Raw genomic sequence first — 20,967 nt, 5'->3', positions numbered from 1 at the left:
AAAAATGGATGTAAATAAAATTTACTGTATGGATTGTTTAGAGGGAATGAAAGAATTAAAAGATAAGTCTGTTGATGTAGTTGTTACCTCTCCACCCTATAATATTGGAATTAAATATAACAAATATTCTGATAATTTAAGTAGAGAAGATTATCTGAATTGGATTGAAGAGGTTGTTAAAGAGATAAAAAGAGTATTAAAGGATGATGGCTCATTCTTTATAAATATTGGTTATACTGCAAAAGACCCATGGATTGCCTTTGATGTAGCTAATGTAATAAGAAAGCACTTTAAACTACAAAATACAATACATTGGATAAAATCTATAGCAATACAAAAAGAAGATGTTGGTAATTATCCAAATATTATTGGAGACATTGTCGTTGGACACTATAAACCAATAAACAGTGATAGATATTTAAGTATAATGCATGAATATATCTTCCACTTTACAAAAAATGGTGATGTTAAGTTGGATAAATTGTCAATAGGTGTTCCTTATCAAGATAAAAGTAATATAAAGCGATTTGGAAAGAATAAGGATTTGAGGGATAGAGGAAATACATGGTTTATCCCCTATGAAACAATACAGTATAGAGATAAAGATAGACCACATCCAGCAACATTCCGTTTCCCATTTCCATAGCATATCATAGCATTTAACAACTTAATTTATACAAACCGATAGCTATGGAAATGGGTTGTCCTCAACCCACAGCTTCATCGAGATTACCAATCTCTCCCCTGTGAGTTCATTGGACTTCGGGCTGAACGGAAACAGCCCCATAAACCTTTTTATCAAAGTTATGATGACCTCGAAGGCAGAGCCCTCTCATCGGATAATTAATAATATAGCTACATTAAGTATTTATATATTGCGGTGTGTTACAGAAATTAAGAAACTGTTTCGAACTCTTCCTCATCTTTTGACGGAGAAGCATAAAAAGTTCTTTGAGTAGAGTTAATATTTTTCTCATTAAATGTTTTAATTTCAATACAATTCTTCCTTCACCTTCTTCCTTTCCTTTATACCAAAATTCAATATCAGGATAACCTGTTGATTTTTTACTTCCAGATTGAGTTTTTGGAGTATCTGCATATCCATATTTGTTTAACACATCCTTAACATAATTTTCAATATAATTACCTACTTCATTGGGTCTATTTGGTGTTTTACCCTCTTTATCTTTTATACCATTAGTCTTTTTAATTTCTTCAATAACTTCTTCACAAACTTTAATTAAATCTTCAATCAAATCTTTATCTTCTTTCTTAGATAAGTTTATGGGAATAATTTTATAACCACTAACAACCCTAACAAAGGTTGAAAATGAAATCTTTTCAATTGGCTGTAATATTTGTCTTAAGATTTGCTCTATTTCTTCATAATAATCTTTATCGTCCATATAATCACCATAAAATTTAAAATAAATAAAATTTTATATTTAAATCTCCAAATTGGTTATTCTAATTCCAGTCCCTTTTGACTTGTATTTTATATTTAATCCGATTAATAATGGAGTTATAGCCTCAATTATCCTAGACTTTTCTAAATTTCCACAATCTATTGCCCTAACACCATCAATTTGGTTTGCTAAATTAATAACTACTTTTTTAGCTTCTTCATCATTTCCACAAACTAAAATATCACAATCTACTGGATTGTCTAAATCTTCTAAAACTGCATGGCAAACATTTTGGAATGCACTAACTACTTTACTTTCTTTTAATACATTCTGAACCATTTCAGCCACAGAACCGTCTGGTGGAAACAGTAATCTTGTTGGTTTATCACCAATAGCTGTGGCTAATGGAACTCCTATAGAAACAACAATTTTCCCTTTAAGTTCTTCTTTTAATTGTTTTATTGTAGATAATGTATATTCATAAGGTATTGATAAAATAACAACATCACCCTCTTTTGCAGCATCTTTATTTTCTAATCCAACGATATCTGCCTCAATTTCTCTCTGCTTTAATATCTCTTTAGCTCTTTTAGCTGCTTCTTCTGCTTTTTCTTTTTTTCTTGAACCAATTATTATCTTATTGTTTTTAGCCAACCTCAAAGCTAAACCAAATCCTTGGTCTCCAGTTCCTCCCAATATTGATATTTTCATTTTTTCACCTCAATAAATCTTTTACATCATAACAATCTAAATCTTTGCTAATAATAATTTCAAAGTTCTCATTATACTGTTTAACATTTTTTTTATATTGGTTAAAGAATTCTTCCTTATCATACCTTGCTGAAATGTGAGTCAATATTAACGCCTTAACATTTGCCAATTTGGCAATGTTAACAGCATCTCCAACAGTAGAGTGCATATTTTCTTTAGCAGTTTCTTTTTCAGAATCATCAAATGTAGCTTCATGAATTAATACATCACATCCTATCTCTTTTAAATATATCCCAAAATCTTCTAATGGAAGTGTATCTCCACTATAAGCTAAGCAAAAACCTTTTTTTGGAGGAAGTAAAACTTCTTCAGGATATACAATTTTTCCCTCAATGTTTTTAACTGGCTCTCCATTTTTTAGTTTTTTTAAGTCAGGTCCTATTTTTATTTTAAGTTTTTTAACTTTTTCCATATTTAGGCGAGGTTTTTTAATCTCTCTAAATATATATGCATAAGAAGGGACACTATGCTTAGTAGGATAGGCAATTATCTCATAATCTTCACATTGGAGAATTTTTAATGGCTCTTTTGCTGAAATCTCATATACTTTTATTGGATATTCAATAATATGATAACCCAACTTTAAAGAACTCTCAATAACTTCTCTTAAACCTACTGGTCCATAAATATTGATTTCCTTATCTCTTCCAAAAAAACCTAAACTCTGTAATAGCCCGGGAAGTCCTAATATGTGATCTCCATGTAAATGAGTTATAAATATATGGCTAATCTTCATTGGAGAAACTTCGGTAAATAGCATCTGCCTCTGTATATTTTCCCCACAATCAAATAAAAACACTTCACTCTTAAACTTAAATGCTATGCCAATATGATTTCTATTTTTAGATGGAACTGCCGCTCCAGTTCCTAAAAATATTATCTTCATAATCTCTACCAAAAACTTATTAATTATTTCATTATCACAATGGAAACAAAAAACAAATAAAAATTAATAAAAAAGTTAAAAATTTATTATTACTCTTCAAAATACTCCTCAATCACATCTTCAAATTTTAATTCATCAATCCATTTTTCCATATTGTTACACCACTCTTTTATGGTCTTCTTTATGATTTTTTTAGCTTCTTCAAAAGGAATTGCTTCATAAATAAAATAGTAACCTCCTTCTTTTATATTCACCTGCTTTCTTTTAACTAAACCTGCATTCATTAGATTTTGAACAGCTCTCTGAACAGTACTCCTATTTCTATTAATTCTTTCAGCAATTTCATTTATCTTTGAGGGTCCGTTTTTTAAAATATCAAAATATACCTTAACATCAGAGACCTTTATTCCAAATACACATGCCATTAAATTATCAAAGGTCCAAGTTGTGCATGGAGTTTTTAATAATAACTTACCCATAATACCACCTTAATGATTGTGACATAATTATTAACTATATTATAAATTTTACTATTTATTTATTTATTTTTGTCAATTAAAATCTTTACAATTTTTTCACCACTTTTTCCATCTCCGAATGGATTTTCCCAATTTCTATTTTTATTGAGCATAATATTAACTGCGTTAATTAATTTTTCTTTATCATCTCCTACTAAAATATTTGCTCCAACACTTAAAGTTTCTGGTCTTTCAGTGTTATCTCTTAAAGTTATACATGGGGTTTTTAAGATACATGCCTCTTCTTGAATCCCTCCACTATCTGTTAAAATCAATTTAGCATTTTTCTCCAACATTAAGAATTCTAAGTATCCTACAGGCTCAATAATATTAATTTTCTCATTATTTTTTAATTTGTTTAGTAAATTAAACTCTTCCAACCTTTTTTTAGTTCTTGGATGTATAGGAAAAATTATATGTTCGTCATAAATCTTTGTTAAATATAATATACCCTCTATAATATTTTTTAATCTTTTCTTATTATCAACATTTTCAGATCTATGTAAAGTTAGTAAAAAATAATCACCATTATTCTTAAGTGTGTTAAAAAATTTTTTAACATTTTCATTTTTTTCAGCAATCTTCAAATTTTGCAAGGTAGCATCAACAATAGTATTTCCTACAACAAAAATTTTGTTTTCTTTAATACCTTCCCTCAATAAGTTATTTTTAGCTATATCAGTTGGTGCAAATAGATAATCGCTAATGTGATCAGTTAAAACTCTATTTATCTCCTCAGGCATATTTCTATCAAAACTTCTTAATCCTGCCTCAACATGAGCAATTTTTATTTTTAATTTTGAAGCAGCTAATGCTCCAGATAAAACTGTATTAGTATCTCCTTGAACTATAACAACATTAGGTTTTTCTTTTAAAAGAACTCTTTCAACTTTAATTAACATTTTCCCTGTCTGCTCTCCGTGAGTTCCTGAACCTATACCTAAATTATATTTTGGTTTTGGTAAATTTAACTCATCAAAAAATATTTTATCCATATTTTCAGAATAATGCTGATTAGTATGTATTATATTCCAATCTATGTTAGTTTTTTCTAAAACTCTAATTATTGGTGAGAGCTTTATAATCTCTGGCCTTGTCCCTAATACTATCGTGAATTTCATATTATCATCCAAATAATATAGTTTAAGTTAATTATCTACAATTTACAGAGTATATACAAACTTTCTATTTTTATTTTTTTACACATACAGATATATTTTTATTTGTTAATATATTTTAAAAAATTAACACTAAGTAATAATATTTTAAAAAAATCGTAAAATTTATATATAATTTTAAATGTAATATAAGGCATAAGTAATATAATATTTATAATAATCATATAAATTAATAATATATAAACTAATCTTTAATACCCGATGATGGTCTCCCGTAATGGGACACTCGAGGGAAAAGTAGAGGTGAGAAGATGGTAGATTGGTTGAAGAGTAAAAAAGCTATGTCTCCAATATTAGCTTTATTAATCGTGTTAGGAGTTACAATAGTTGTCGGAGCTGTATTTTACGCATGGGGTAGCGGAATGTTTGAAAGTTCTCAAGAAAAAACTAAATCGGCATTAGAAGGACAGGCAGCAACAATGTCAAATGATGTTATTCCATACTATGTTAGAGTTGGAGTCGTAGGACATGATGAAAGTCCAGCAACATTTGAGTATGTTTCAACTGGTGTTGATGCAGATAATGATAAAACAATAAAATATGGAGAACCATATAAGCCAGACAAATATACCAAATGTCTAAAAGATGAAAGAGTTATATTTGAAATTCCAATTTATATTAGGAATAATGCACAAGATAAAACATTAAAAGGAGTTACTGCAAAAGTCCTTGGACTTTCAGGGCATTTATGGTGGGCACTCCATTTGAAATATGATGAAGTAAATGACCAATATGTATTATTAAAAGGAGACGATTCAACATTCACAGGATATATTGGTTATGCATCTGCAGATGAGAATAATGCAGGATTTACTTACGTATTTACAACTAGCTCCTATGCTGTAAATATATCAAGCTCTGCAAGTGGATATAAGTGGAATGGAACTGATTTAATACCAACAACTGGAGAAGATATAGAGTATTCTACAATAAAAGCAAAGAGTTCATTTGCAGATTATACTTCAAGCCCATTAAAATTAATAAGTGCTGATGGTACTAATTACTACTTAGTTGCTATAAATTCAACTGGGGATAAGTGGTATATGGCTACAAGCCAGGCATTCTTTAGAGGAACAGAAGGATATAATGATTGTAAGTTATTGTTCAACAATCCAACATACAACATTGGAGATGTTCCTCCAAACAGTGTAAAAGTAGCAAACACATACATAGCATTTGGTTACATAACCTCAGAATATTTACCAGATATTGATGAAATAAGCATTAGAATCCAGGACAGCGAAGGGACATTAACTAAGACAATTCCATTGAAATTCCACATTGAAGACCCAGAGTGGTCATAAATTCTTTCTTTTTTTATTTTTTATTCACTACATATACCCACATATTTAAATTCTAAAATAATAATTTCTTTTATTTTTTTCAAAAATAAAATTTATGAGAAATATTTAATTTATTCATAAAAATTCATATTCTAAATTTTATTTTCATATTTAAAGTTTTCTAAATAACTCATAAAGAAAACTTTATATAGTATAATATGAATTATACATAATAATTCACAATTAAAGAAAATTTAATAATATATAAACTAATCTTTAATATTCGATGACGGTCTCCCGTAATGGGACACCCGAGGGAAAAGGTAGAGGTGAGAAGATGGTAGATTGGTTGAAGAGTAAAAAAGCTATGTCTCCAATATTAGCTTTATTAATCGTGTTAGGAGTTACAATAGTTGTCGGAGCTGTATTTTACGCATGGGGTAGCGGAATGTTTGAAAGTTCTCAAGAAAAAACTAAATCGGCATTAGAAGGAACAACATCTACAATTGCCTACGATGCTGGAGCAATAGGAGTATCTGTTCCAAAAGAGATAGATGTTGAGGGGGACTTAGATTTAGGTGATACATTACAAAGTTCATGGGGTGATTATCCTGGTGCTTCCAAATATGTATTAAACGCTTTAGCGAAAGATAGTAATTGGGGGACACTATATGATGAAAGAATTATAGTCCCAGTACCAATAACAATTGAAAATTACTACGATTCAGCACTAACAAATGTTAAAATACAAACCGAAGGCGCTAAGGAAATTGCTGCATTACAATTAAAGAAGACCACAATAACAGATGCAGCAGGAAATAGTTATGATGCTTATGTATTATGCGATAAAGATGGAAATGAATTTACTGGAATTATAAATAGAACTGGAATATATCCTGGAGCTACTTGGGTTGGTGATGATGGTAAAAACTACAGTAGTATAAAATATATATTTGCTTTGCCATCAGTTACAAAAATCAATGCAATAATTGATAGTAAAGATTTATCTGTAACTGATGCAAAGGAATGGGGAGATTCAACACACAGACAATCTATGAGATTATACGCAGGAGGATTTAACAACTTCTACTATGCATGTGCTGTAAATGGAACAAAATTCATAGGTTGGAATACAGGATGGGCTTTTAATAAATACAATAACCCAACAGATGCATACTTCTTTACAAACGAATACAATGTAGGAACATTACAACCAGGACAAAAAGTAACTAAAGAAATATTCTTCCTATTTGGAGCATCAATGGGCTTTAAGATTGGAGAGGATATGGAAGAAACTGTTAATATCCCAGTAAAAGTTGTCTCTGATGAAGGTGTCTATAAGCAGGTAGATGTTAAGATAACACTCCACGATAGATAAATCCCCTAATTTTTCTTTTTTCCTTTTATCTTAAACTTTTAAAAATGTGATTTAACGATTAATTCTATTATTTTAAGGATTACTGGAAACGGATATATTATATACAGAACATAAGAAAGGAAAATAAAAACCAAAAAAGGGAGTTGTGGGGTAACCCAAACTTTTCCTTTGTATTTATTTTTGCCATTTTCTATTTCTTCATTTATTTTAGGAATTAATGAAAGATTTTCATCATCTCCCATAATGCTTTCAAATTTTCTAACATCTTTAACATCTTTTTTTAAAGCTATCAACAACAATGGCAAATTTTTTAATTTCATCCCTTTGTAGTTTTTATTTTTTATGTTTATTAATAATATAATTATACAATAAGGAATAACAAACAGTATTGCATTTAAAAAAATAATAAATGTAAAAAACATCCCTTTTAAATAACTCAACCCTATTAAAAATTTACAATCCCCTCCCCCCATAAAATTAGTGTAATATAAAAAAACCCCAACTAAATAAAATAATAAAAAAGATAATGCAAAATACGATTTAAACAAAATAAATGATAACAAAAATAATAATATCCCCATATAAAAAAATCTATTAAGTTCTTCATATTTAACTGATAAGGTAATAAATGAAATAGCAAAAACCTCAATAAAAAAGAGTAATAAATTTTTACTATATATAGCATGGACAATAACCCCTATCCAAAGTAAAGATAGCCATAAAAAATCACTAACTTCTCTTTTTTTCCAATCCTCTATTGCTCCATACATTGAACAAATTAACCCATATAAATAACCTAAATCCATTATCTCACCAAATTTTAATTAATATTCCAACTTTGATATTCAAACAAATTGTTTAAAGATGAATAGAACATTGTAGGATTTATAATATAGATATCTGCTAAAACTAATCCTTTTGAAGAACTACCTTTTTGTGGACTAAAAATTGATATATTGTGATTAAAGTCCTCATCATGTAAAGAAACATAAATCATTGATGAATTACCATATAAAGCATTAAAATAATTATTTGTACAAGATTCATTGATGATAATATAAGAGTTATCAGTAAAGTTTGTTATACTTTCATTTAAACGATAAATAAAAATCACATCTGAATAGTTATTTAGAAGCTCAATATAAATAGGTGAAATAGTGTCATTAAAGACATAATTATTGCTCTCATTAACTATAGTAGTATAATTTTTATAGGAACTTTTAACATACAAATATCCAAAGAAGCTTCCATTTATTGATATGTTTATATATGTTTTATTTTCATAAACATTGTAGTATCCGCTTGTATTAATAAAAGAGACATTTTCCATTAATGAGTTATTAAAAATATCTTTTGCTAAAATGAATGTGATAAAATTTCCTTCTTTTGATATGTTTGTTGTATAATAATATAAGGTTATTTTATAGGAAGAATTATTGTATATTGTTTTATTAATCAACAGATTCCCAAATTTATCATAAACAAATACTTCAACATAATTACCACTACTAACATTAATACTATCAGCAATTGAGCTATTTTCATTAACAATCAATGAAATATTTTCGTTAAATGCAACGTTTGAGATATTTAGAGTTCCGTTAAATATTCCTCCAAATCCATGATTTGATATGTTGTAGGAGAATATATTATTATATAAAGAAAAATTAAATGTTAAATTTTTTGCTTCATATTGTATATTTGAAAATTCAATTTTTTTATAATCAATTTCGATACCTTCATCTTTATAACTATTTTTTAATATATTCAAATTGTTGTTTAAATCTGAATTTGAAATTAAAGAATTTATTAAACATTCTTCAATAGAATTCTTAACATCTATCATTTTAAATACTGATAAATAATAGTTATCAGAAGTATTTACATTAAAACCGAGTAAGAAAAATAATATTAATCCAATAGCCAAAATAACCCCTCCTATAATAAAAAACTGCCCTTTTTTATTCATCTCCACCATAGTATCAACCTTAGTTTATAAAAATTTACTGAAGAGTTATTTTCAAATATAAAATTTCTTTCAACAACAACTCCACTCTTAGCATCAGAGTAAATTAGATTCCCATTCTTATAAATTTCAAATCCACAACCTACATTACTTGGTAGTTTTATCTTCTCATAGAGAGAAGATATGTTTTCAAAATCGCTCTCTTCAATATGTGTAGAGAATAATGAATTATAGCCAATAAACTCTAAGGATAAATTATAATTGAAATTTTGGGAAGCTACCAAATAAGAAAAAATTAATATTATTATAACACTTGCAAATACTGCCTCTAAAATCCTAATAAACCCTTTATTGTTAAATATCATCTTCCCACTTCTAAGATTCCATAATACTTTAGAGTTATATTTTCATTTTTATCAACTACACAAAATGGAATTTCAAACAATTTGTTAAAATTAATCATTGGAAATTTTCTATATTTAATAGAATAGTTTTTTGGATATATTATTTCAATATCTTTATAATCATCTTTTTTATAAATTGTAGAAACATTGTAATGTCCTATTATTTTTAAAAATTCATCATTTTTTGTTACAATAAATACATCCTTAGATTGAGAATATGCAATAATGTATGAGCCGTTTAAATTTTCAAGATATTCTACTAATTCCCTACTTTCAGAAGTGTTTTTAAATACAAATCCTTCAATACTATATATTGTTTTATTTACTATAAAATTAAAAATTAAATTACCTTTTGAAATTGAGTAATTATATTTTAAATCATTATAATACATTATAAATTCTTTCCTTGCGTCTTCAATATCATAAACATTATATAAATTTACAGTTTCGGTGATAATATAGGCACATAAAATTAAAAATATAGCTGTTGCAAGCAAATAGTCCAATTCCATTCTTATCCCCCAATATATAGCTTAAACAATAAGTATCCAACAATTAACATTAACAAAATATGTTTTATTCCAGCAATAACCGACCTTTCAGTTAATATCCCTAAAGATGCCCCAGAGAATATTGAGTATATTAAAATTCCTTGAAATAGGTAATTTTTGTAAAAATCAACACTTAATCCCTGAATATTTTTTAATAACGTTGGTAAAAGTGAATGAACCATGATATATGAAGTTCCAATATATAATAAAAATGAAAGATAAATAACTACAACATATATAAACTGTCTGGTACTTATTTCTCTCTTCATTTCACTCAATCTATATGCATGAACAGTTACTGAAGTTAAAATATCTTTTATATCACCACCAGAAACTGCACACTCTTTTAGTATTGATGCAATTCTTTTTGCAATTAAAGATTTTTCAGATCTTTCTAAATCTGCAAATACTTCATTTACAGGTCTTCCCCATGACATCTGAATAGCCATTTTTTTAACAATTTTTGTTAAAGGACCATAATTCGTTCTTGCACAAATTTGCATCGCTCTAATTATGTCCAACCCACTTCTTACAGCCATGGTTAAATCATTTAAAAAGATTGGATAGTATCTTTCTTTCTGACTTTCAATAATAAAATGCCAATAACTCGTTAGAATAAAAGGAAGTATAAATAATAAAATTCCAAACAGTAAAAAATCACTTCCATGAAACATAAAAACAGATTTTTTAATAAAAAACAGTGCAAAAGAAATTACAGAAAGTATCCAGAAGAATAAAGTAATAAAATGAATAGGTTTCCATTTGAATTTCATTTTTATTCCTTCTATCTCTGGCTCATCAAACTCTTTTAAAACTTCTAATAGAGAAACATTTAATTTGAAATCTTTTGGTAATATTGCATAAACTAATCCCATAAATATTATTGATGCTATTGGAACCCATAAATAAAAGGTTAGCGGAAGTAACTTGGGATTTCCAAAGAATGAGGCAGTTTGTAATATTGCACTAATTGACGATGCTACTGGAACGGTCATTACTACAAAAAGAGGAATCATTCCACAGGCAATTACATAAAATTCAGATAGTATTTCCACTTTTTCTATGGCCCCTAATAATTCTAACTTTCTATCTTCCATTAATCGTTCATATATTTCATGGAAAATGTTTTTCATCTCAGCTCCTACAATTAGAGAAGCAACAATATTGTAATAAACTGCCGACAATTTTTTACTTGGTGTCAATCTTGCTCTCCTTAAAAAAGTTGTTATAATGTCATAATTAAATATTTTAGTATCTTTAACAATTTCTTTAGCTTCATTACTCATTCCACCATAAATGTTTTCTTTTGATAAAGAACTAAATATCTCTACCACTGGAATGTTTGCTGAAGATAGGGCAGATATAAAGGCAAATGCATATGGCAGATTTTCATCAATACTTTTAGCTTTTTCTTCCATTATAATATAAGGATATAAAATTCCCAGTGAAATAATAACAAAAACTGCTACAAGGAATCCTAAAATTGCATAAAATATGTTAAACACTATTAAAAAAATGACAAAAATTATAAAACTCACAATAATTGAGGTTAAAAATATAATTGGTAAATATGTCGAAGAAACAGCATGTATTCCTGCTTTTAATAAAATCTCATCAAATTTTTCATCATCTACTTTAAAAACTTTTATAGCTAATTTGTAATACTTATTTTTTAAATTCTCAAAAAAGTCCAATTTAATCACCTTTATAATCCTCCCTATACTTACATATATTCTTGACAAATTCTTCAAAACTAAGCTTTGTTTTACTTAAGTTTTTCAAAAATTCAGCTCTTTTATAAAGTTCATCAATAATGTCTTTTTCTGAACTACCAACAAATTCTGCTATTCTTTTTAATAAATAACTCTTTCCAGAAAATTCAAAAGTATCCTCTTTAGGATTCCACCAAAAAACATCATGCAAAATAACATCATCAATTTTTGGGTTGTATTCTACAATCTCAGTTATACTTTTAGTTTTTCTAACAAACTTTCCTTTATAAATTAATCTAACCTGCATACATATTGCATTTAATTGTTCAAGCATAATTTTTGGGATATTCATCGGTTCTGCATTCAATCTTCTTATAACAGCTTCTGGAGATTTAGCATGTATTGTTGATAATGCCAAATGTCCTGTAGTTATTGCCTGGAACAAAATCTTTGCTTCTTCTCCCCTAACCTCTCCAACAATTAAGTAATCTGGTCTTTGCCTTAAAGCTGCTTTTAGTAAATCCATCATAGTTATTTCATATTCTTTTCCACCAAAACCCCCTCTTGTAGTTCCAGCAATCCAATTTTCATGAAACAATTTAATTTCTGGAGTATCTTCGATAGATACAATTTTCATTTCTGGTGGGATGAAGAGAGAGAAAGCATTTAGTAATGTAGTTTTTCCTGTAGCAACTTCTCCAGCAACCATAATAGAATTTTTATATTCAATGAGCAACCAAAGATATGCAAGCATATCTGGAGAGATGCTACCATATCTTATTAAATCTGTTGGTAAAATAGGAGAATGTGTAAATTTCCTTATTGTAAATGTTGAACCATATCTGGAAATATCTTTTCCGAGAGTTACGTTTAATCTGCTACCATCAGGTAAAGAACCATCAACTATTGGATTAGCTAATGTTAAAGATTTACCACATCTTTGGGCTAAAGATATACAAAATGAATCTAACTCTTCCTCAGTTTCAAATTTTATATTTGTTTTTAAGTGTCTATATTTTCTGTGGAATACATAAACTGGTTTTCCAACTCCAGTACAACTAATATCCTCTAAATTCTCATCTTTCATAAGAACATCTATTTTTCCATAACCAGTGAGATATTTAATTAAATAGTAAATTATCTTATGTTTTGTTATATTGTCCAAAGTCAATTTTAAATCATTAAAAATTTCAAGAATTCTTTCTCTTAAATATTCTTCTAATTTCTCTTTTTCTATTTCTTCTATTGGAATATCTAATAATATTTGCACAGCTTTTTTCAGTTTTAAAAATAGTTCTTCTTCATCTTTTGTTAAAATTGGCTCAATAACTATATATTTTCCCATTTTTTCTATCTTGTCATAACCAATTATAACATTTGTCATGTCAATTGTCATTTTTTCATATATTTCGAGATTTTTAATTTCTTCATAAACTTCCTTTAATGTATCTTCATGCAATATATTATCTTTTGTATCTTTTTTTAATGATTTATTGAAGAATTTTAAAACTTTTTTTAAATTGTCGATAATTCTTTTATTTTTATCTTTTGAATCCTCACTGGTCAACTTTAAACCATATTTTTTCATTGATATCACTTTACTTCAATTATATATCTATCATTAATTTTTCTACATGAAATTTTAGATATCTCAGAAAGTTTGTTGGGCAAAAACTGGATGTTGTTGAATTTATGAATATAAGTGTTATTTTGAAAAATTATAACAAAAGAATTATTTTTAAATTCGATTTCACAGCCAAGTTTCTTTTTCTTATAGACCGTTATATTTCCTTCATTTGCTAAAATTATAGAATTCATTATTTCAGAGGTTATTTCCTTGTCAATTTTGTTTATGTATCTATATTTTCCAATCTCAATTAGTTCATAATAAACAGTTGATGTAAACAAAATAATCAAAGATGACACTAACATTAATAGGATTGATTTTATAATAATATTCATATTATCCCTTATCCTATTAATATGTCATAAATATATACTTTTGAGTGATTAACATAATAGTATCTTACATTATTGGAGTAGTTTATTGTTATATTCCCTCCAAATTCGTAAACTGATGAACCTAAGTATTTTATATAGTCAACATCTTGATATGGGGCTGAAATGTTGTAAATAAATATATATAATGTTCCTCTTTCAAGATAAACATCATAGCTGATTCCATCAATAGTTGTAATATTGAATAATAGGCTATTTGTTCCATTGGAGATTTCAACACTTTGTTTTTTTAAAACAACTTTAACTTCCTTATTAATTATTCTCTCTGAGTTTATTCCACTACAAATTACATCACTTATGAGATTTTTTAAAATTTTTATATTATTTTTTTCATTTTCTTTTGAAATTTGCGTTAAAGTATTGTCTATTACCTTATTTCCCCACTCATAGGCGAGAATAGAAAATATAAAAATTGTTATCATGACAAAAATCGTGGATATATAGATGTTCATTTTCTTCCCCTTCTATCTAAATAAATTGTCAATCCTATTATTCCAATACCTACAATAATCCCAATAATGCATAATAAATAATTTGTTAGATTTCTATTTTCGGAATTTATTTTATTTTCTAAAACTATCACATCATCGAGTGTTGAATCGTATAGCTTTACATATAAATACGGTTCTTTTAAGTATGCCGTTTTATTTGAAACAAAAACATTGTATTTTTTATCAAATGTAAAAGTTCCTTTTGGATTTTTGATTATATATGAGGTTTTATTTTCATCAATAGATGTAATATTCTTAACAGCATACCCATAAAATTTTGAGCTATTGAAGAACTTTGGATAGTAAATGCTACAGATTGATGAGATATTATCTAAATAAATTAAACTTACTACTTTTTTGTTTGCCTTATTATATTCTAAAATATATCTCCCATTTGTTTCAGCCAATTTATTTTCTACAAATATTACTATTTTTACATCATTTGGTGGAATTCTCATTCTAATTGGTCCTCCAAAGGAGCCAATATAGTCTTCAATCGATGGAATCGTTATGTTTATTGTATTATTGAGCTTATTAACACTAAAGTTATAGTAAAATACAACAGAATTCGAAGAATTTCTATAAAATAAGTTTGAGTAATTATAACTATAAATTTTTTCATAGAGAATAATTCCCGAAGATTTTACATAATAAGGATTGTTTGTTCCATTTATTATATCTTTAACATAAGCAGTATCATTTTTTATGGTAATATATAAAATTTCATTGTAATTTATATTTTCATAAAAGATGTTAGAATTCGTAGTATTGGTAGTTATATTTAAAGGTTCTGAATTATTTTCTGCAAAAATAACAGTAATGTTAAGAGAACATAAAATTAATAAACTTAATAAATAAGCTATTTTTTTCATGCATCTCCCTCCATCTTAACTTATTTCAAACGTTATTTTTTTCTCTACATTTCCATATTTTGTTGAAGCAACAATCTTAAATATTATTGTATTTGGGATTTTTGTATGGTTTATTAAGATGTAGTAGTTAACACTTTTCTCAGATTTTCCTTTCAATAAAAAACTCTTTGTAGGACAATCTATACGAATTAAATCAATTAAATTTGATGTATTTATGGCAATTCCATTAGATGTAGCAGCATAATATAATTTCCCATCTTCATCATAAAATCTCATTGAGGAATAGTAATCAGTCCCATTAAAATAGACAAAATATCCACTATAATTGTAAGGATTTCCATCTCTATCTAACAATAGATTGTTATTGCTTTCATCTATATTTACGGAACACCACGAAACGTTTGAAGTTAAACAATAAATTCTTGTATTTATATTCAAATCCTCATCAATGTTATTTATAAATTCTAATTTTACTGTTTGTATAAATCTTTCTTCAGGATTATTCGTTATTTGTGAATCACCATTTAAATCAAGGTTTGTAAAATAAAATGTCTCAATTGAAGAAATTTCAATAGGTTTTATAATATTACCTATTGACGATTTTATTGTCGGAGTTATTTTTTCTGTAGCATCGCTAAATACATCGTTACTCCAAGAATAATAAGCAACACCTATAACAATTGCAGCTCCAATTAACAATAACATTGTAATTATTAAAGACATTCCACAATTGTTCATCACATCACCATTAAGTTTATGTAGATGATTATGAATATTCATAACAATAATGGAGTAAAATAAATTTTATTATATTTAAGATTATCCTTATAAATAAAAATATTTTTACAAAATTTATGAATTATGGTGACCTTTTGTATGATATTAATGCAATAGTTATTAATAATATTTATACTTTTATTATAAGGGAATATCATATTAAAAGTTAAGGTGTAAATATTATGAGATTTAAATTTATAGTATTATTAATGTTTATAGGGTTAGTGGTATTTACAGTAAATGGTTTAGAAATAAAAGATGTTGAATATTATGACAACTCCCAATATCTTATTATAACTATAAACAATCCAAATAACAACATTAATGCTAATATATCAATAGTTGGATACATAAATAATAAAATAGATACAAAAGTTGAGATGTATAATTATACTATCCCAAAAAATTCTCTATTATTTATTAGAAAAAAATTGGTATTCAAAGAAAAAGGAGAACATAATATATCTATAATAATTAAAAGTAATAACACTATATACACTTTTTTAAAAAAAATAAATATTACTTATGCATATGATAGTAGAGTCCCAATTTATAAAGAAATGATTACAAAAAATATTGAAATAGAAGGATTATATTTTGAAAAAGATCCTGCTTATCCATGGCCATTTTATGACTTTATTTATGTAATTGTAAAAAACAATGATATTATACCTCATTACGTAAATATCTCATTAACATCTTCATTAAATGGAAACTATTATACAGTAGACAATGATAAAATAATAAAATCTAATCCACCGAATAGTTTAGTAATAAAATCTTGGACACCATCTGTTTATATTCCTCCAAAATCTCAAAAAATAATCCCAATAAAAGTAAATTTCTATTATGCTGGAGATTACAAAATATCTATAAATGTTATTGATGACGAAGGACATAGTGATAAGGAAGTATATAACAAAATATCTATAGAGTGTCCATTGTATATTTATAATGTCACCTGTGAGGAAGAATACAATAATTTTGCTTATTCCAACTGGTTCGATATTGAAGTAAATAATACTGCTGATTACGACATTTATGGAACATTATATGTGTTTTTATGTAAAAAAGAGGGCAATAATTATATTATTATAGACAATAAAACTATAAATAGTTATTTTTTAGCAAAAGGTTTTTGTGAGGGATACTCTATCCCAATTAAGCTTAACACCTCAGTATTAAATCCTTACGATAAAGATTTTGTAATATTTGTGATATATAAAACTGGAACGATATGTAACTCATATCAAAAAACTTTCAAAAAACCTATAACAATTAATAATTTAGAAGTAAAAAACTATCCAAAAAATTACTATTTTGTTGATGAGAACATATTTTATGATGTCTATATAAACATAACCAATAATTTAAATAAATATATAAATGCAAATATTTCAATTACAGATATTTATAACAGAACATACTCAAAAGAAGTAAAACTAACTCCAAAAAAATATAAAAACTATAATATAATCAAATTTGATGGACTAAAAATTAATGCAAAAGATTTATCCCACGATGGAAAAATTAAATTAAAATTTACAATCACAGCTATTACACCTCCTTATGAAAAATATTACATTATCAAAAGGAATGAGACTACTGAACTATCTTTAATTCCTACTCCACCTGTTTATATTCAAGATTCTCTAAATGACGAAATTTTTGTTGGATATTATCAAAATCTATCGTTTATTCTTAAAAAAGTCGTTGGAAAAACAGTTTATGCAAGATTATATATAACTGTCCCAGATGAAATTAATAATTCAGCGTTTTTTGAAGAAAAATACTTAAAAATTAGGACAATGGAAGAAATTCCTGTAAATATCAAAGCCATGTTTTTAAAAGAATATAATGGTCCTATATACATCCATGTTGATACAAATATGGGCGTTAGAGAATGTGTTGTAACGAGAATTATTGAAGCAAAGCCAATAATTTCATGTGAAGATGTGTATTTTAATAATTATACAGTATTTATAAAAATAAGAAATAGAACACAAGGTTTCGTTATGAATCAACCTATCGTTGGATATCCTACTAATGTTACTATATCTTTAGAGAGTTATGTTCCAAATTTAAAAGATATAGAAATCTGGGCCTCTGCAATGGATGAAAATGGAAGATTAATCAACTGCAGTAAGAAGAAAAAGATTAATATCTATGGAAATCATAAAAAAATTAATCTTGAAATCTTATTTAATGATTCATTAGAAGGCTATTTAATAATATATGCCAAAACTGGAAAAGCCACTATTCCTATATATTATAAACCAATTATGGTTACTTATCCAATAAAATTCGAGTTAAAATATAATTCATCAAATTCTTGGGCAGATTTAATTCTATCTCATAATTATCAAGTTCCATTAAAAGTTGTAGCTACAGTAAATAGGTATTCTAAAGAGATAACTATTTATCCATATAAAGAGACTATAGTTCCATTCTATGTTGGAGAAAATAGAAGTAATATATCAGTAACTATTGAGCTATTAGACAACATCTCATCAATAAAAAAATTCAAAAAGACATTTTATTTTAACAAACTAAAAATGAATAGATACAATAATATTAGTAATTCATTAATTAATACCACAATTAATACCAAATATAATGAAAATACTACTAATAATTCGTTAATTAACATCACTAAATCTACCAGAAAAACAAGTAATAGTACTTTACCTCCAAATATTGAACTTAATTCGAATAATACTACTAAAATTCATAATATTTCTAAAGAAAAGTTGGAATTATTCTATAATCTAACAGGACTTAATACTCTTAAAAAATCTTTATTTACCCTTAAAGGATTGTTATACTTAGTAGTTATAGGAATTGTTATTCTATTAATAGTCCTTTTAATGAATAAACATTTAGAAATATCATCTATAATTTTATATGTTCTCTATAAGATAAGATTTACTCATAAAAAATCCAAAAAAGAAATATGTGAAGAGTTATTAAATCCACCAAAAGTTTATATGTCGAATATAGTCTATTCACTGGGAGATACTGCAAGAATGGAAATATTATCTGAGGTTGATGTTAGTAATAGATTATATGTACTCTCTCCAACAAATAAAAAGTATAAAATAGAGTTAATAAAAGTTGAAAGAAATAAGTATGTCGGGCTATTTAAAATACCTGAAGATGAAATTCCTGGCCAATATTTTATTATATATGATCCTAAGAATTTATCAATTGCAGGATTTTTAGTTATTGATATTAAAAAATAAGAAATTTAAATTTAAATAAGAAAAAGTAACTTTTATTTATTGTGCAGTATATGGCTCTGCCGTATTGTTATCTGGATAGTACCTTAAAAAGTAATGGGTTGTTCTTCCTTTGAATAGTTCTGGATGAATAATTGTTGCTAAATCTTCTAATACTTGATCAGTATTTATCAATCCAAGTTGATAGTAATCATCACTTTCACAGAACAATCTTCCATTCTTCACGGCTTTGAAGCTCTTATATCCTGGATGATCTTCTTTGAAGGTTGATAACCATGCTGTGCTTGAAGGTACTACCCAAATATCTGCATTTTTTGCTCTCTCTGCAAAGGTTTCATAATCTATACATGCACTGCCAGTTCCTGGAAGATCCTTAAAGATGTAATCTCCTCCACAGAACTCTATTCCCTTAGCGACATATGATTGTGCTTTTGGTACATAGGTCCCTCCAAATGATGGATAGTTTCTACCCCATGCTACTAATGGTCTGTTTTTACTTTTACTTAAAACTCTCTTAACATTTAATGCGTTCTTTTCTATTCTTGTAAAGTATTTACTTGCAACATCTTCTTTATTGTAAAATGCTGCAAACATCTTTACCCATTCACATCTTGCAAGATAAGAATTTTCTAAGTATTCTGCATCAGCAACATAAGTTAAGTTTAATTTATTACATTTCTCAATTATTTTATCTCCATCATATCCTGGATAAACAAACACAACTTGTGGTGAAATATTAATAATTAAATTCCAATTAGGATTATATGTTGAACCTACATCGATTATTGAACCATTTTCTAAACCTTTCTTGATATTATCAAAGTACCATTTATATTTACCGCCCCACATTATTCCCTTCACTGATGCAATCACTGAGCCATCATCATTTAGTGGCTCCATTAAAGCTATATGTGTAGAGCTCATTACAACAACTCTTTTTAATGGAACATTGATCACTTTGTCATATTTTCCTTCAGCCCATTTTGGAATTGGTTGACTTTCATTTTTTAATAGTAATCTCTGCCCAGTGGCGTCTTCAACTATTTTGTATGAATAAGATTCTCCATTGTATGGATTTACTTCATTTCCATATTTATCATAGTATATTATTTTTAGATTTTGGGCGTAATGTATTGGAAGGCATAATTGTTTTAGATGTGTAAATAAATATACCACATCAGTAAAATTTACATTATTATCCGCATTTAAATCACCATCATATTTTGAAATATTATTCATATGTTTAGATAAATACACAACATCCGCAATATTTACTGAGCCATCTCTATTAATATCACCTAATCTATGGTTATAATCTATTGCATGTACTATATTTAAAGATATAGATAGTAATATTATAGCAAATATTATATAATATAATATACTAATTTTCATTTTCATATTATCACCATTTAATATTTAATTTTATAATCATTAAGTAATTTAAAATGTCTTTAATTATATTTAAGTTTATCATAATCATATTTAAATGATAACCCATATATACGTTCACAAT

The 20,967-nt window shown here is 26.8% G+C and carries 19 protein-coding genes and 1 pseudogene; 4 read left to right on the top strand and 16 right to left on the bottom strand.

The window, feature by feature from the left end; genetic code table 11:
- Window positions 1-4: 4 nt before the first annotated feature.
- Window positions 5-643 (top strand): annotated as a pseudogene (locus KMP69_RS05430) (DNA-methyltransferase); the annotation flags it as partial.
- 217 nt (window positions 644-860) lie between these two features.
- Here KMP69_RS05430 and KMP69_RS05425 read toward each other — a convergent pair.
- From KMP69_RS05425 to wecB, 5 genes are all read right to left on the bottom strand, one after another.
- Window positions 861-1,406, bottom strand: a complete 546-nt coding sequence (locus KMP69_RS05425) for a hypothetical protein (RefSeq protein ID WP_250543581.1) — start codon at window positions 1,404-1,406, stop codon at window positions 861-863.
- A 39-nt stretch (window positions 1,407-1,445) separates the two neighbouring features.
- Entirely contained in the window at window positions 1,446-2,117 is a 672-nt protein-coding gene (npdG, locus tag KMP69_RS05420) for an NADPH-dependent F420 reductase (RefSeq protein WP_214399453.1), read from the bottom strand.
- Window positions 2,118-2,121: 4 nt separating this feature from the next.
- Complete coding sequence (gene rnz, locus KMP69_RS05415; RefSeq protein ID WP_214399452.1) at window positions 2,122-3,063, bottom strand: ribonuclease Z; 942 nt, start codon at window positions 3,061-3,063, stop codon at window positions 2,122-2,124.
- A gap of 89 nt (window positions 3,064-3,152) precedes the next feature.
- Entirely contained in the window at window positions 3,153-3,542 is a 390-nt protein-coding gene (locus tag KMP69_RS05410) for a helix-turn-helix domain-containing protein (protein WP_214399451.1), read from the bottom strand.
- A gap of 59 nt (window positions 3,543-3,601) precedes the next feature.
- Window positions 3,602-4,702, bottom strand: coding sequence for a non-hydrolyzing UDP-N-acetylglucosamine 2-epimerase (gene wecB, locus KMP69_RS05405; protein WP_214399450.1), 1,101 nt, complete (start codon window positions 4,700-4,702; stop codon window positions 3,602-3,604).
- 308 nt (window positions 4,703-5,010) lie between these two features.
- On the opposite strand from wecB, the gene KMP69_RS05400 reads away from it, so the two are divergent.
- On the top strand, window positions 5,011-6,063 hold the full coding sequence (locus tag KMP69_RS05400; RefSeq protein WP_214399449.1) for an archaellin/type IV pilin N-terminal domain-containing protein: 1,053 nt from the start codon (window positions 5,011-5,013) through the stop codon (window positions 6,061-6,063).
- Between the two features lie 316 nt (window positions 6,064-6,379).
- Window positions 6,380-7,420 carry an archaellin/type IV pilin N-terminal domain-containing protein gene (locus tag KMP69_RS05395; protein WP_214399448.1) on the top strand — a complete coding sequence of 347 codons (1,041 nt, stop codon included), beginning with the start codon at window positions 6,380-6,382 and terminating at the stop codon, window positions 7,418-7,420.
- Window positions 7,421-7,458: 38 nt separating this feature from the next.
- Here KMP69_RS05395 and KMP69_RS05390 read toward each other — a convergent pair whose 3' ends face one another.
- From KMP69_RS05390 to KMP69_RS05345, 10 genes are read right to left on the bottom strand one after another with little or no spacing between them, the layout of a single operon-like run.
- Window positions 7,459-8,226, bottom strand: a complete 768-nt coding sequence (locus KMP69_RS05390) for an A24 family peptidase (RefSeq protein ID WP_214399447.1) — start codon at window positions 8,224-8,226, stop codon at window positions 7,459-7,461.
- A 14-nt stretch (window positions 8,227-8,240) separates the two neighbouring features.
- Complete coding sequence (locus KMP69_RS05385; RefSeq protein ID WP_214399446.1) at window positions 8,241-9,398, bottom strand: hypothetical protein; 1,158 nt, start codon at window positions 9,396-9,398, stop codon at window positions 8,241-8,243.
- Complete coding sequence (locus KMP69_RS05380) at window positions 9,386-9,751, bottom strand: hypothetical protein (RefSeq protein ID WP_214399445.1); 366 nt, start codon at window positions 9,749-9,751, stop codon at window positions 9,386-9,388. The genes KMP69_RS05385 and KMP69_RS05380 overlap by 13 nt, the downstream gene beginning before the upstream one ends.
- The gene (locus tag KMP69_RS05375) at window positions 9,748-10,302 is read right to left on the bottom strand and encodes a hypothetical protein (RefSeq protein ID WP_214399444.1); all 555 of its coding nucleotides are present in this window, start codon (window positions 10,300-10,302) and stop codon (window positions 9,748-9,750) included. The genes KMP69_RS05380 and KMP69_RS05375 overlap by 4 nt, the downstream gene beginning before the upstream one ends.
- A 2-nt stretch (window positions 10,303-10,304) precedes the next feature.
- Complete coding sequence (locus KMP69_RS05370; RefSeq protein ID WP_250543580.1) at window positions 10,305-12,044, bottom strand: type II secretion system F family protein; 1,740 nt, start codon at window positions 12,042-12,044, stop codon at window positions 10,305-10,307.
- On the bottom strand, window positions 12,037-13,641 hold the full coding sequence (locus KMP69_RS05365) for a type II/IV secretion system ATPase subunit (protein WP_214399442.1): 1,605 nt from the start codon (window positions 13,639-13,641) through the stop codon (window positions 12,037-12,039). Before KMP69_RS05365 ends, KMP69_RS05370 begins: the two co-directional genes overlap by 8 nt.
- Window positions 13,642-13,646: 5 nt before the next feature.
- The gene (locus KMP69_RS05360; RefSeq protein ID WP_250543648.1) at window positions 13,647-13,979 is read right to left on the bottom strand and encodes a hypothetical protein; all 333 of its coding nucleotides are present in this window, start codon (window positions 13,977-13,979) and stop codon (window positions 13,647-13,649) included.
- A gap of 44 nt (window positions 13,980-14,023) precedes the next feature.
- Entirely contained in the window at window positions 14,024-14,524 is a 501-nt protein-coding gene (locus KMP69_RS05355; RefSeq protein WP_214399440.1) for a hypothetical protein, read from the bottom strand.
- Window positions 14,521-15,435: a hypothetical protein gene (locus KMP69_RS05350; protein WP_214399439.1), complete on the bottom strand. Its 915-nt coding sequence runs from the start codon at window positions 15,433-15,435 to the stop codon at window positions 14,521-14,523. The genes KMP69_RS05355 and KMP69_RS05350 overlap by 4 nt, the downstream gene beginning before the upstream one ends.
- A gap of 15 nt (window positions 15,436-15,450) precedes the next feature.
- A complete protein-coding gene (locus KMP69_RS05345) occupies window positions 15,451-16,173 on the bottom strand; it encodes a hypothetical protein (RefSeq protein ID WP_214399438.1) in 723 nt (240 codons plus the stop codon).
- A gap of 221 nt (window positions 16,174-16,394) precedes the next feature.
- Here KMP69_RS05345 and KMP69_RS05340 point away from each other — a divergent pair, with 221 nt between their 5' ends.
- Window positions 16,395-19,454 carry a hypothetical protein gene (locus tag KMP69_RS05340; RefSeq protein WP_214399437.1) on the top strand — a complete coding sequence of 1,020 codons (3,060 nt, stop codon included), beginning with the start codon at window positions 16,395-16,397 and terminating at the stop codon, window positions 19,452-19,454.
- A gap of 36 nt (window positions 19,455-19,490) precedes the next feature.
- On the opposite strand, the gene KMP69_RS05335 is transcribed toward KMP69_RS05340, so the two are convergent.
- Window positions 19,491-20,852, bottom strand: a complete 1,362-nt coding sequence (locus KMP69_RS05335; RefSeq protein WP_214399436.1) for an ABC transporter substrate-binding protein — start codon at window positions 20,850-20,852, stop codon at window positions 19,491-19,493.
- Window positions 20,853-20,967 lie beyond the last annotated feature (115 nt).

Source organism: Methanocaldococcus lauensis, assembly GCF_902827225.1.
Classification (GTDB): domain Archaea; phylum AGJL01; class Methanococci; order Methanococcales; family Methanocaldococcaceae; genus Methanocaldococcus; species Methanocaldococcus lauensis.
The sequence above is the reverse complement of the archived record's forward strand: the minus strand, read 5'-3'. Positions and strand labels throughout refer to the sequence as shown.

What these genes read in the sequence shown, in the direction of transcription:
- wecB (WP_214399450.1), bottom strand. Translation starts at nt 4,702, where the DNA reads ATGAAATTCACGATAGTATTAGGGACAAGGCCAGAGATTATAAAGCTC.
- KMP69_RS05385 (WP_214399446.1), bottom strand. Translation starts at nt 9,398, where the DNA reads ATGGTGGAGATGAATAAAAAAGGGCAGTTTTTTATTATAGGAGGGGTT.
- KMP69_RS05355 (WP_214399440.1), bottom strand. Translation starts at nt 14,524, where the DNA reads ATGAACATCTATATATCCACGATTTTTGTCATGATAACAATTTTTATA.
- KMP69_RS05365 (WP_214399442.1), bottom strand. Translation starts at nt 13,641, where the DNA reads ATGAAAAAATATGGTTTAAAGTTGACCAGTGAGGATTCAAAAGATAAA.
- KMP69_RS05345 (WP_214399438.1), bottom strand. Translation starts at nt 16,173, where the DNA reads ATGAACAATTGTGGAATGTCTTTAATAATTACAATGTTATTGTTAATT.
- KMP69_RS05390 (WP_214399447.1), bottom strand. Translation starts at nt 8,226, where the DNA reads ATGGATTTAGGTTATTTATATGGGTTAATTTGTTCAATGTATGGAGCA.
- KMP69_RS05380 (WP_214399445.1), bottom strand. Translation starts at nt 9,751, where the DNA reads ATGATATTTAACAATAAAGGGTTTATTAGGATTTTAGAGGCAGTATTT.
- KMP69_RS05410 (WP_214399451.1), bottom strand. Translation starts at nt 3,542, where the DNA reads ATGGGTAAGTTATTATTAAAAACTCCATGCACAACTTGGACCTTTGAT.
- KMP69_RS05375 (WP_214399444.1), bottom strand. Translation starts at nt 10,302, where the DNA reads ATGGAATTGGACTATTTGCTTGCAACAGCTATATTTTTAATTTTATGT.
- npdG (WP_214399453.1), bottom strand. Translation starts at nt 2,117, where the DNA reads ATGAAAATATCAATATTGGGAGGAACTGGAGACCAAGGATTTGGTTTA.
- KMP69_RS05350 (WP_214399439.1), bottom strand. Translation starts at nt 15,435, where the DNA reads ATGAAAAAAATAGCTTATTTATTAAGTTTATTAATTTTATGTTCTCTT.
- KMP69_RS05340 (WP_214399437.1), top strand. Translation starts at nt 16,395, where the DNA reads ATGAGATTTAAATTTATAGTATTATTAATGTTTATAGGGTTAGTGGTA.
- KMP69_RS05425 (WP_250543581.1), bottom strand. Translation starts at nt 1,406, where the DNA reads ATGGACGATAAAGATTATTATGAAGAAATAGAGCAAATCTTAAGACAA.
- KMP69_RS05395 (WP_214399448.1), top strand. Translation starts at nt 6,380, where the DNA reads ATGGTAGATTGGTTGAAGAGTAAAAAAGCTATGTCTCCAATATTAGCT.
- rnz (WP_214399452.1), bottom strand. Translation starts at nt 3,063, where the DNA reads ATGAAGATAATATTTTTAGGAACTGGAGCGGCAGTTCCATCTAAAAAT.
- KMP69_RS05400 (WP_214399449.1), top strand. Translation starts at nt 5,011, where the DNA reads ATGGTAGATTGGTTGAAGAGTAAAAAAGCTATGTCTCCAATATTAGCT.
- KMP69_RS05335 (WP_214399436.1), bottom strand. Translation starts at nt 20,852, where the DNA reads ATGAAAATGAAAATTAGTATATTATATTATATAATATTTGCTATAATA.